The sequence below is a fragment of the Shewanella sp. genome, assembly GCF_051658185.1.
Classification (GTDB): Bacteria; Pseudomonadota; Gammaproteobacteria; order Enterobacterales; family Shewanellaceae; genus Shewanella.
In genome coordinates, this window is the sequence record NZ_JBOFMC010000154.1 from 1 (window position 1) to 11,994 (window position 11,994).

The following is an 11,994-nucleotide window of genomic DNA, read 5'->3' on the forward strand; positions in this document are numbered from 1 at the left end:
AACAGCTAACAGCTAACAGCTAACAGCTAACAGCTAACAGCTAACAGCTAACAGCTAACAGCTAACAGCTAACAGCTAACAGCTAACAAGTAGCCTAAAAAACTACCTGCAACGACGAAATATCACACCAACTGGTTAAAAATCACGCTACCTAGCACGAATATCAGATGTTTGTATTGATCTAAATCAAATACGCCTTTAAACTCGCTTTAAACAATCATTCTCTTTGCATGTTAAGGATTTTCTATGTTGGATAGCCGTACCATCCAAGTGATTAAAAGCACTATTCCGTTACTCGAGTCAGCAGGACCTGCGCTTACCACGCATTTTTATCAACGCATGTTCAAGCATAATCCTGAATTAAAAGATGTTTTCAACCTAGCTCACCAGCATTCTGGTGGTCAGCCAGCGGCCCTTTTCAACGCCATTGCGGCCTATGCTCACCATATCGATAACCTTGCTGCACTGGGCGCTGCGGTCGAGCGCATCGCACAAAAACACACCGGCTTTTTGATCAAACCCGAGCAATACGCCATTGTTGGCGGCCATTTACTCGCCACCTTGCAAGAATTAGGCGGCGATGCCGTAACCGAAGAAGTACTCACCGCTTGGGAACAAGCCTATGGCTTTTTAGCCAATATTTTTATTGCGCGCGAACAACAAATCTATCAAAGCCAAGCTGAACAAGCCGGCGGCTGGTTAGGTGAGCGCCGCTTTACCATTAGCGCCAAAACGGTAGAGTCGAGTGTCATTACCTCCTTGGTATTGACCCCGGCGGACGGCAAGGCGGTGAAAGACTTTATCCCCGGCCAGTACCTCAGTGTAAAACTCAAGCACCCTGATTTGGCCCATGAGGAAATCCGCCAATATTCACTCTCCGACGCGCCTAATGGCACCCACTACCGCATCAGCGTTAAACGAGAAGAAGGCGGCCAAGTGTCTAATTTACTGCACGATGTTTTACAGGTAGGCGATGAGATTGCGGTGATCCCGCCCGCGGGAGATTTTACCCTGCAAGTGAGCGAAGCAACCCCTGTGGTTTTGATTTCGGCAGGCGTTGGCCAAACGCCCATGCAAAGCATGCTAAATCAACTACTAAAGCAAAAGCACCCCAGTAACATCACTTGGCTGCATGCCTGTGAGCACGGCGCGGTACACGGCTTTAAAACCGCAGTGCAAACCCAATGTCAGCTACACGCCAATCTCACGAGCTATGTGTGGTATCGCACGCCAAATACCAGCGATAAACTAGGTGAAGATTATGATTTTGAAGGTCAAATGAGCTTAAAGGCGATTGCCGACAGCCTCGCACCTAGCGCTCACTATTATTTTTGTGGGCCTATCGGCTTCATGTCCGCCATTAAACAGCAATTACTCGAGCTAGGTGTGACAGCGGACAAGATGCATTATGAAATGTTCGGCCCTCACGCCGAGCTATAACCTCAGCGCAGGGCGGGAGTGGGAGCCGAAACCAAAGGTGAGGCTTGAGTGAACTTGAAGCTTGAGTGAACTTGAGACTTATGCGAAGAACAATCTTAACTTAAGTGAAGATAGACAGTAGCTTAGGTCAAGACTGCCGCTTAGCGCAAACCACCGCATCGCGGACATAAGGCGAGATGGCCTTATGTCCGCGGCTTATCAATCGCCCTCTTTCGCTAGCAAGATAACCAGAGCACATGGCAGCAGCGCGTAAACTCAAGCTGCACGCTCAAGCGTGTTGCTAAACTCGCGCAGGTAACGCAATGCAAGCCACCTCTTGAGGGGTTAACGCCCGACTCTGCCCAGGAGTTAAGGCGTCATCCAGCACAATCTGCCCAATCGATACCCGATGCAACCCCAGCACAGGGTTACGAAAACGCCCAAACATCCGTTTGATTTGATGATACTTACCTTCTTTTAAGGTCACTTCGGCTACATGCTCAGACACAATCACCAACTTCGCTGGCTGAGTCATAATATCTTCAAACCCAAAATACATGCCTTGGGCAAACGCCGTGACATAGTCGGCAGTTAACGGATTGGCCAGCGTCACCCGGTAGAGCTTATCCACCTTATTTGTCGGCGACATCAGCGCCTGTGACCAACGGCTGTCATTGGTCAGTAACAATAAACCTGAGGAATTTAAATCCAGCCGCCCAGCAATATGTAACCCATTGCGCTGCTTGGCATCGAGTAAGTCCAACGCGGTTTGATGCTCAGCATCTTGGGTTGCGCTCACCACGCCAACAGGTTTATGCAACATCAAATAGCTTGGCGTATTGCTCTGTAATAATTGCTCATCGAATTGCACCCGGGCAAATTCGTCAATCTGCAGATCAAGATCCTTGGCAATCGCACCATCAACCCGCACGCGCCCGGCCAGTAATAATTCTCGCACCGATTTACGAGGGATCTGCAGCTCAGAGCACAAAAATCTATCCAGCCGACCACGTTTAGATTGCATAACACCCCACAGAATGAACACACATTACCGGAAAATCCTCCCCGAAAAACACCATTGCTAACCAAGGATGAGATGCCAAACACTCGATGCGCCGACAACGCGGCGATAAACGAGAAAGTGGCAGATGCGATAACCTGGTCATGATGACAACGCGGCGGCGATCGCAAGACAGGCCGATTCCACTCCTGCATCGTGATTAAGGCACGATCGCGCGCTCTTGGCGTTATTGATGTCACCGCCTCGCCGACGCCTTTAAAAGGACTCGTCAACAACAGCATCAGCACACTGGCAGGCCAGCATAACCGCAGCGTTAGAATAAATTGTTTTAAAATGAATCACAGTCTCAGGCATGGCCTGAATATCAGTTACTTTAAGGCGCTAACTCGCTACACTGGCAAGCATGAGTTTCCCCATTTAAACGACATTATGCCAAGCCCATATTCCTATTCAACCACCTATATTTTAGATAAAGCCCATTTTGCAGAGTGCTATGACCAATCCGTCACCCCCGACACCACATTAAAACCCTACTATAAAGCCATTGGTTTTAACATGGTGGGGATTGCACTCATTTTTACTGATATCACGCTGTATCTTGCCTATTTTTTTATCGGCCTAGGCATCATTGACGCGCTGAATGTGAAATACCACAAAGCCTGGTGGTTACTGCGACAAATGATGAGTAAGGCAGCCAATAATGAAGTCACCCTAACCATTGATGAGCAAGGGATCCGCACCCAATCGCTGTATGTTAACAGCCAAATCCTGTGGACGGACATGTACCGCATTACGGCAACCGCGAAAGGTTTTTTGATCATCCATAAGGCGGGGACGAGCTACGTCTCAGCCGCTTGTTTAGACAGCGCCACCCTCGCCTATATTAAAGCCAAACAATAAGCACAACTCTGACGCGATCATCACCCACAAAAAAGGCTGATTTACATCAGCCTTTTTTGTGGGTATCGCGTTTTATGCCAGCAGATGGCTTGTATTCGTCAGTTGACGTTGATTACACCAGCAGGCATGTGCAGCATTATTTTTTTAGCTCACCAATCGGTAAAATGGTGCGGCCATATTCGTGATTCAGCACCTGAGCCATCGCAAAATAAATTGCGCTTGCACCACAAATCATGCCTTCAAATCCAGCAATGGTGCCAATTAAAGCGCTGCCAGTAAAATCTCGCGCTGCCAGCAGGAAAAATAATAGCGTTAAAGAACCAAACACAAACTGCTTCGCTCTTGGGTAACGTAACGATCCCACAAACATAAATGCGGTAAAAATCCCCCAAAGGGTCAAATACCAGCCCATAAAATGAGCCGGGCTCGCTGCAACGCCTGTATTTGGCATTAAAATCAAGCCCACTAAGGTTAACCAAAATAAGCCATAGGAAGTAAACGCCGTCGTACCAAAGGTATCACCACGCATAAAACACATAATGCCGACAATCACTTGACCTAAACCACCATAAAAGATCCCCATTGCCAATATCATGGAATCAATCGGGAAATAGCCCGCATTATGGATATTTAACAAAATGGTTGTCATACCAAAACCCATTAAGCCTAATGGCGCGGGGTTAGCCAGTTTATTCGACACAATCACTCCTAAAAATTATCAATTTGAATATCAGCCCGTTTGCAGGTGTTAAACACCTCGGCTCCAAGGCATCCGCCAAAAGAGGCTTACCGTCATCCGCAAGGCCAGCTGCCAATGCCTACTGGTCAGATTGCCGCTAACGCGAAACAAACGCCAAGCGAGACTACCGCCCTACCGCTTAAGCGGGCTGCGCATACTAGGGAAGGTCACAGTGAATAGCAACGAAAAGAGCAAAACACACCTGTTGTAACTACATTGCGAGGAAATACAAATAAAATTCAATTAAATCAATAAAATAAAGCCAAGCATTTGCAAGCAAGTCATATCGTGCGGGTTATGCATAAAATTATTCTTTTAGATTCAGCAAGCTACTAAAATTAATCCTAAAACCGCCTGTAACTCGCAGTTTGAGCCGCTTTTATGCTCAAGCTCAAATTTCATCCAAATCCCTAGACAATAACGCTCTTATTCCCGAGGTAAAAAACAGGCAAAACAGCCAACTGCATCGCATTTTGGCGATAAGAGTGAGCTCATCGATACTTTGGATAAATTGTTCATTTTACGCTCATGTACGTCCGCAAAAACATCGTCATGCTGCGTTCGCCGCCAGCGACGCTACAGGGCACGTTATGATAAATAACATTAATCGCGGGAGCGGGGATGGCACAAACTGATTGGATGCAATGATAAAGCGAGAAGGCCGGAGCCGATACTCGACCCTGAAGTTGTAACTTGAATCAGTTCAAGAAAATTGCCTAGGCTCCACTTTTGGTAACACCATAAAAATATTAGCAAAATCATCACTTCCCCGTGGTGAGTATTATGGCCGAACTCGTCAGTCAAGCGCCTTAACACAACCGACAATTTTTTATATCAAAAAAATAATAGCGATGATAAATTGCTGCCATTGCCGCAACAGATTCAAGGGCATAGCTCTGAGGCTTTTGTGAACAATTTAATAACTAAAGGAAATAAAATGAAAACGTTACCCACTGTTATCACATTATCGGCATGCTTAGCATTTGCCTGTATTGCCGATGAATCGACGCTCCCACCCGCTCCCGCCGCCGATCTTGCCCAGCTGATAGAGGTTTGCCAACAGATGGCAGTTGAAGATCAAGTCGACAATGGGGAATTGCAACAATATGTACTCGACTGCGTTAATGATCAATTAACGGAATTAGGCTATCGTCCCGTCAACTCGCTCAACTAATTACCACTCTTATATTTGCTGCGATAAATTAGATGATTCTATAAGCGGATTTTATCCGCTTATATGAGTGACTTTTATAAGTGGCTTTGTATTGCAATTGGCAGCACTGATGTCGGGCCAATATCTCATTAATAAGTGCCAATTCTGCGTTTTTTAGCCTTTCCCTTCATTAAAGGCATAGGCTGATTCACAACAAACCGCCGAATTAATCGCCCCACCACTACAAAGAATTGACCATACCACCGCAAAGACGTTCGCCACGGCGCCGATTGAGCGGCAAGCTGTATCATTTTGCATCCATATAGATGAAACCTCTGCCCTATTTAGCGTAAAATGCTAATCTCACTTAAGTCATCACCATTTTGGCAACAAACATTAAATTATGTATCGCATTTTAGGTCTGTTATTAGCCGCATCCCTTAGCTTGCCTGCAACGGCGCAGCTAGATGAGTCATGCTCAACGAAACATGACTGTATCGAAGTAGGCAATTGGGATGTCGGTGTTGCCATAGGTTGGGGGCAAAAAACCAATCCTTTAAAAGATGTTGGCGATATTCCGGTATTTTTAATTCCGACGATTGCCTATTATGGTGAAAACTGGTTTTTTGATAATGGCAATTTAGGCTACAGCCTGACAGAGCAAGCACATTTCAGCCTCAATTTAGTCACCAGTTATAGCTTAGATAGGGCCTATTTTTATCGCTGGGATCCCTCGAATATCTTTTTAGAGCGCAACTCCCCCTCGAGAACGGGCTTTGGTCGATTACCTAATGCGCCTGCAGAGCCGGATATGCACATTAATGACTTAGGTTCACGTAACTTTACCCTCCTTGGTGGCGCAGAAGCCTTTATTTACTCACCATTAGGCATATTACGATTGGCATATACCCACGATATGTTTAATGTACATCATGGTTCTGAAGCACAAATAAAATGGAGTTATGGTTGGCAACTTAACCGCTGGATAATCGATCTCGCGTTCGTGTTTGATTGGAAAAGCCAAAACGTTGTGCATTATTACTATGGGATCCGCCCAGAAGAAAGTGCTTATTGGAGTCAACAATATCAAGCGCATTCTGGTTGGGATAAAGGTGCTGAAATGACGGCTCGCTACGAACTGACCAATACTTGGGATCTGCTATTGGCAGTTCGCTACACTCTTATTGCCGATGAAATTACCGCTAGTCCATTGCTGGACAAGGACGTTAGCAGTACCTATTTTATTGGCGCAGCCTATAGGTTTTAATATTTGTGATCCCCTTGGTTGTTAGATTGTGTTATCTATTGGCGCTGACGTTCGCCCTGATTAGCTGTTGCACTGTCTATGTGCAGGCTAATGAGGTCGCGAGCCTTAAGCTCACCCCTGAAATATGCATTACGAGCGAGGATAATGAAGCCTGTGAACTTCGAGTAGAATTACAGTGGCAGCAACCTCATAACGAATTAATTTGTATCATCTCCGATAATAGTGCCTATCCTAAATGGTGTAATGATTCGCTTGCGCAAAATAGCGTCAGCCTCAATGTCAGCACTTCGACTGACATTCATTTTGTGCTGGTGAATAAAGAGAGCAATCAAACATTAGCTGGGGCCAAACTAAAAATCACCTCAACTTCGACGCCACAAGTGCGCAGACGTTACCGTAATCCTTGGAGTTTATTCTAATGACGAGCCCACAATCCTCCCACAGAGTATTATTGGTTGAAGACGATGTTCGTCTGGCAAATTTAATTGTCGACTACTTAAAATCCCACGGTATGCATGTCGAAGTTGAGCGACGCGGCGATACCGTGTTGACTCGTTTAATTAACTATAAACCCGATATTATCCTGCTTGATATTATGCTACCCGGCATGGATGGCCTGACGCTGTGTGAAAAATTACCCGACTATTTTGCCGGCCCTATTCTATTAATGAGCGCCTTAGGCTCCAGTGAGGATCAGATCAAAGGCCTTGAGCTCGGCGCCGATGATTACGTGGTAAAACCCGTCGACCCGGCGCTATTAGTGGCCCGGATTAACAACTTACTGCGGCGCCAAAATCAACCCGCCCAATCAGAATCCCACTGTTTAACCTTTGGCAAACTGAGCATTGATCCCCACACCCATGCGATTCGACTCGATGATAAAGCAATCGATTTAACGAGCCATGAATTTGAATTATTGTGGTTATTAGCCTCCCAAGCCGGGCAAGTCCTGAGCCGTCAGTATATCTATCAATTACTGCTTAATATTGATTTTGATGGAAAGGATCGCAAGATTGATGTGCGGATATCCCGGCTTCGCAAAAAGCTCAATGATAATATCGAAACCCCGTTTAGAATAAAAACGGTCTGGGGACAGGGCTATTTGTTTGCGCCAGAGGCTTGGAATAACTAAATCAATCGGCAAACACCTAAGCCGCCAGGAACAATGAAGCCAATACCGTGAAACGCCTCTTTATCAGCTTATATTTGTTACTCAGCCTAAGCTTTCTTGGTATTGGCTGGACCCTCGACAGCCTTTGGCAAAAAAATGTTGAGGATAACAATGCACTAGACGCGCCACTGGTTGCACTGGCCCAACTACTTGCCCAGCTGCCGGCTGAAACTCGTCAGCAGTATTTAACCGCCCTCCCGAGTACTCCGTTACTGCCACTTACCTTACTGAGCGCCGATCAAATCGCACTTGGGCAAAATCAGCAGCTGAGCCCTCATCACTTAGTCACCACCCGTACCAATGATGACGAACAGTTTCAATTTATTAGGGTGGGTGAACAAGTACTCATGGTAGGCCCCCTCGATACCGATCCGCGGGAACACTTACGCAACCTATTCACTTTATTCTTTTATTTGTCTCTGGCCTTAGTTGCACTTATTTGGGTCGGCCCCTTGTCTCGGGATTTAAGCATATTACGCCAAGCAACCAAAGAGTTTGGCGAGGCCAAATGGGACACCCGTATCACACTCTCAAATCGTTCTCAGGTGAAGCCCTTAGCCAATACGTTCAATGAAATGGCGCGCCATATTAGTGCGTTGATAGAAAACCAGAAACACCTTTCCAATGCGGTATCCCATGAGATCCGCACTCCACTGGCAAGGCTTAAGTTTGCCCTCGCACTGCTCCCCCAGTATTGCCAAGCGGATTCAGATGAGCACAAACGCCAGAACTTTCTCGATGAGATGCAACAGGATATCAATGAGATAGAAAATCTGTTGCAAGAATTGCTAACCTACGCCAGTTTAGAATCCCCCCGGGAAGGCACACCACTTGAAGAGTACGATTTAATTCAGCTGGTGAAACAAACCATTAAACGCCTTGGTCCCCTTTGCTCAACTCCCATTCTGTTTGAATCTGATATTAAGGCATTATCCTTAGTGGGTGAGCCCAATTTGATTGAACGGGCACTACAAAACCTCCTGACGAATGCCCAACGTTTTGCACGCCAAGCGATCCGGGTCAAGGTCAGTCACAACTCGCAGCAGATAAGCTTAAGCGTGAGTAATGATGGCGAATCAATCTCAGAGGCCGACTTGCCCAAGGTGTTTGAACCTTTTTATCGCAGCCAAACGGAGCAAAATGGCAATAACGGCCACGGCTTAGGGCTCGCGATTATCAAACGTATTATGCAGCGTCACCAAGGCAGCGTTCACGTGAGCAGTCATCCTACGCAAACCTGTTTTACCTTGAGCTGGCCTCAAAAAACCAAAAGCTGAGTCATCACCCAATCAGTCAACATGACGCTTATTTTGGGGGCGTGTTGAGGATGCTATTAGCGCCACTCTCACTGACATGGAAGCCCTTAAAAGGCTCCTCGGCACTGCCGAATTCGTTGACGCCGAACACCGACTCTAGGCTTAATCCAGTTCAAACCCATCCAAATCGACCTTATCGGACTCCTCTATTAAGTCAAAATTCAGCTCAGGATTGAGGGCCGCTCGCTCTTGCTCTAGGTGCGACTGCATCACCTTCAGCGCCGCCAATTGCCGCCGACGCCGGCGCTGGTTGCATAAACGGATCACATCGTATTTCTGCGCATTCGTTAACGATAGCCAATGAAAACGCTCATCACGGCTACGTAAGCATCCCTGACAATAGCCGCGATCATCGGTTTGACAGACACCAATGCAAGGACTCGGTATTTCAAAAAAAGCTAATTGCTCCATAATCTTAGAGCTTCTCTACCATGATTAACATGCCGCGATTAATGTGAAATGATTAACGTACTGCGTTGCGCCGTGAGTTACCTGAAAATTACCACAAGGTTACACCTAGGTTAACCATTCCAAGCAAAAATACTTGCAGACAAGGTCTAGATCAACTCCATCATCTAGACTCGCAGCGCAAAATTCGCCATGTTCTTGCAACCTCTGGTTGCCACAACCGATAGAGGCTTTGTGATCTGTGCCGTAATTTTATGGTTCAACACCTTCAATGTACGATCTTGAGCACAATTTCGTGGTCGGCTCATAAACTTCTGCACACAGACGGACTCAAACGGCTTAGTTGTCCTCCATTTGCAGTCTGAATATGAGTGTTATTGAATCCCTCACGTTAATGTTAGCGCTAGTGTATCTTGCCTCCTTGAACTACTGGAGCGGTAAAAAGTGGGGCGCCTTAGCGACAATACTGCTTACCGCCAGCGCAGTAGCCACCAGCCTCTACTGGCCACTGGCCCTAGGGTTTATCCTGGCGTTAACCTTTGCCGCCATCCTGCATAAATTTGCCCCTGCTTCCCTAAAAGGAGAGATAAAGATCAATACGTTGCGCCAAACCAGCCAACATATTTTAGCCCTATCACTCTTCTTAGTTGCTATCCAATACACCATCAATACCCTGCTTCTCAAACAAGGCATTACACCTTGGTTAACCCGCCCAGACGTCGTGGATGCCTTCTTACCTATAGCAGGGGGAATTGAATTAAAAGCCATTATTAGCCTGAATCTGTGGGATCAAACCCACCCTGCTGCTGCCGTCATGCTGGCGGCGGTATTGTTAACAGGTTTAATCTGCAAACGGGCATTTTGCGGCTGGACCTGCCCTTTGGGCTTAGCCGGCGAATATCTCTATGCCCTAAGAAAGCGCGTGATTAGCGCCGAATTGGCCCCCCCAGCTTGGTTAGATTGGCCACTTCGCATGCTCAAGTATCTGTTATTACTTGCACTTTGCTATATCGTCATCGGCATGCCTACCCAGGCGATCCCCTATTATCTTCAAGGGAATTATCACAAAATCGCCGATGTCAAAATGGCACTATTTTTTGTGACCCCGGGGATCATTACCTTAATCTGCTTTGGCGCCATTCTTGCCTTAGCCGCATGGCGCCGCCAGGGATTTTGCCGCTATTTGTGCCCCTATGGGGCCCTGCTAGGAGTATTAAGTTTTGCCAGCCCATTAAAGATCCGCCGCAATCCCCAGCACTGCCTTATCGAAGCCAAGGGGATGAAATGCGATAAGTGTACCCGCGCCTGCCCCGCGAATATCGTAGTACACACCCAAACCACCGTGCGCAGTGATGAATGCCAAGCCTGCATGCGCTGCGTTGCGGCCTGTCCAAAATCACCTGCGCTCGGCTTTGCTCTCAAATCGGGCCAACGTGTCAGCCATAAAGGATTATTAGCCTTAATACTATTGGTATTATTTGCCTTGCCACTGCTCGCTTATTTAAACGGATTTTGGCATAGCCAAACACCTGATCACATCCGTATGGAACTGATCCCCATCATTGAGCGGATTGGCCACTGATCCCCCTCTATTCGCCAACAGCCCATAGCACCGCAACCTACCGGGCTGGCGGCGAATGTCAGCCCAAAAGACCGGCAAGGCATACCGAGCATCGCGACACAGCAACTCACACCGCAACTCAAGTAAAAGCGGATCGCAGAGGCTTAACATCAGCCCAGTATTTTAACGCAAGTGCTTCAGCACCCGATGCCCCCCCTGATGCACATGAACAGTTTAACAATGGCGAGGTTAACGATGATGAGGTTAACGATGAGTATCTGCGGGAGTTGGCGTTGCTACGCTAGCCTTAACTGATTATTCGTCACAGGCTAGCTAAACCTAGGCTAAACCGTTTTGGGTTGCTGGGCTTCAAGTAATTCATTTAGCTCAAGGATCGCCTGTTTAACCTTTGGCACGCTTTTTCTGGGCAAGAGAAAGCGGCCTTTTTTAAATTCCAACAAACCAAGATCTTTAACCCAAATCACGCCGGTAAGAAAGATACGTGCATGTTTAGCAATCAGCTTAGGAGCATAGACGGGAAAAACTCTCATATAACCACCTACCTGTATTGTTATTGTTATCGATTACATCTGTTTGACAGAACTTTTGCCCTGAAAGTTTCATCTTATCGATATTTCTTCCAGATTTTTTAGCTAAAACCGCACACGACTCTATGCTGCAGCATCTTCAACGCTACATCGGCCGATCTTAGTGAAAGCGATATTAATGACTATAGGGTTGCTGGTGTTGATAACAAGGGCGTGCTGATTAAGCGAGCAACAAGCAGTCTTTTAATGAAAACAAGCAATCGCTTGATGAAATCAAAGGCGTCATAAAAATGACACTTGTCATTTTTATGACGCTTAGCTACATTAACAGTGTTACTCAGGGTAAAAATGAGTCTATGACTCAGCTCCGTACTCGCCATATCTGGCAGTACGGTTTTTTTTTTACCGCAATTTTGGCTCATTCCGCGGCTAAAACGAACCTTGTTCACCGATTTATCTATAAAAAACATGACATAAAAAAAGGAGCCGCA

The 11,994-nt window shown here is 46.6% G+C and carries 13 protein-coding genes; 8 read left to right on the forward strand and 5 right to left on the reverse strand.

Annotated elements, in window-relative coordinates; all coding sequences use genetic code 11:
- Positions 1 to 246: 246 nt before the first annotated feature.
- On the forward strand, positions 247 to 1,440 hold the full coding sequence (gene hmpA, locus ACRCZA_RS06365) for an NO-inducible flavohemoprotein (protein WP_438673619.1): 1,194 nt from the start codon (positions 247 to 249) through the stop codon (positions 1,438 to 1,440).
- Between the two features lie 280 nt (positions 1,441 to 1,720).
- Here the strand turns inward: hmpA and ACRCZA_RS06370 are convergent, their stop codons facing one another.
- Positions 1,721 to 2,443: a pseudouridine synthase gene (locus ACRCZA_RS06370; protein ID WP_438673620.1), complete on the reverse strand. Its 723-nt coding sequence runs from the start codon at positions 2,441 to 2,443 to the stop codon at positions 1,721 to 1,723.
- Between the two features lie 426 nt (positions 2,444 to 2,869).
- On the opposite strand from ACRCZA_RS06370, the gene ACRCZA_RS06375 reads away from it, so the two are divergent.
- On the forward strand, positions 2,870 to 3,340 hold the full coding sequence (locus ACRCZA_RS06375) for a YcxB family protein (protein WP_438673631.1): 471 nt from the start codon (positions 2,870 to 2,872) through the stop codon (positions 3,338 to 3,340).
- Between the two features lie 136 nt (positions 3,341 to 3,476).
- On the opposite strand, the gene ACRCZA_RS06380 is transcribed toward ACRCZA_RS06375, so the two are convergent.
- The gene (locus tag ACRCZA_RS06380) at positions 3,477 to 4,040 is read right to left on the reverse strand and encodes an acetate uptake transporter (RefSeq protein WP_438673621.1); all 564 of its coding nucleotides are present in this window, start codon (positions 4,038 to 4,040) and stop codon (positions 3,477 to 3,479) included.
- A gap of 976 nt (positions 4,041 to 5,016) precedes the next feature.
- Here ACRCZA_RS06380 and ACRCZA_RS06385 point away from each other — a divergent pair.
- The 5 genes from ACRCZA_RS06385 to ACRCZA_RS06405 all read left to right on the forward strand — a co-directional run bounded on the left by ACRCZA_RS06385 (position 5,017) and on the right by ACRCZA_RS06405 (position 8,947).
- On the forward strand, positions 5,017 to 5,253 hold the full coding sequence (locus tag ACRCZA_RS06385) for a hypothetical protein (protein ID WP_438673622.1): 237 nt from the start codon (positions 5,017 to 5,019) through the stop codon (positions 5,251 to 5,253).
- A gap of 382 nt (positions 5,254 to 5,635) precedes the next feature.
- Entirely contained in the window at positions 5,636 to 6,499 is an 864-nt protein-coding gene (locus ACRCZA_RS06390) for a MipA/OmpV family protein (protein WP_438673623.1), read from the forward strand.
- Positions 6,500 to 6,525: 26 nt separating this feature from the next.
- Complete coding sequence (locus tag ACRCZA_RS06395) at positions 6,526 to 6,918, forward strand: DUF3019 domain-containing protein (protein ID WP_438673624.1); 393 nt, start codon at positions 6,526 to 6,528, stop codon at positions 6,916 to 6,918.
- Entirely contained in the window at positions 6,918 to 7,631 is a 714-nt protein-coding gene (locus ACRCZA_RS06400; RefSeq protein WP_438673625.1) for a response regulator, read from the forward strand. Before ACRCZA_RS06395 ends, ACRCZA_RS06400 begins: the two co-directional genes overlap by 1 nt.
- A 47-nt stretch (positions 7,632 to 7,678) precedes the next feature.
- Positions 7,679 to 8,947: an ATP-binding protein gene (locus ACRCZA_RS06405; protein ID WP_438673626.1), complete on the forward strand. Its 1,269-nt coding sequence runs from the start codon at positions 7,679 to 7,681 to the stop codon at positions 8,945 to 8,947.
- Between the two features lie 141 nt (positions 8,948 to 9,088).
- Here ACRCZA_RS06405 and ACRCZA_RS06410 read toward each other — a convergent pair whose 3' ends face one another.
- Positions 9,089 to 9,397, reverse strand: coding sequence for a DUF1289 domain-containing protein (locus ACRCZA_RS06410; RefSeq protein WP_438673627.1), 309 nt, complete (start codon positions 9,395 to 9,397; stop codon positions 9,089 to 9,091).
- Between the two features lie 364 nt (positions 9,398 to 9,761).
- Between ACRCZA_RS06410 and ACRCZA_RS06415 the strand changes: the two genes are divergently transcribed.
- A complete protein-coding gene (locus ACRCZA_RS06415; protein WP_438673628.1) occupies positions 9,762 to 10,976 on the forward strand; it encodes a 4Fe-4S binding protein in 1,215 nt (404 codons plus the stop codon).
- Positions 10,977 to 11,299: 323 nt separating this feature from the next.
- On the opposite strand, the gene ACRCZA_RS06420 is transcribed toward ACRCZA_RS06415, so the two are convergent.
- Complete coding sequence (locus ACRCZA_RS06420; RefSeq protein WP_438673629.1) at positions 11,300 to 11,506, reverse strand: DUF1107 domain-containing protein; 207 nt, start codon at positions 11,504 to 11,506, stop codon at positions 11,300 to 11,302.
- A gap of 179 nt (positions 11,507 to 11,685) precedes the next feature.
- The coding region (locus ACRCZA_RS06425; RefSeq protein ID WP_438673630.1) for a hypothetical protein at positions 11,686 to 11,994 on the reverse strand (309 nt) is incomplete at its 5' end.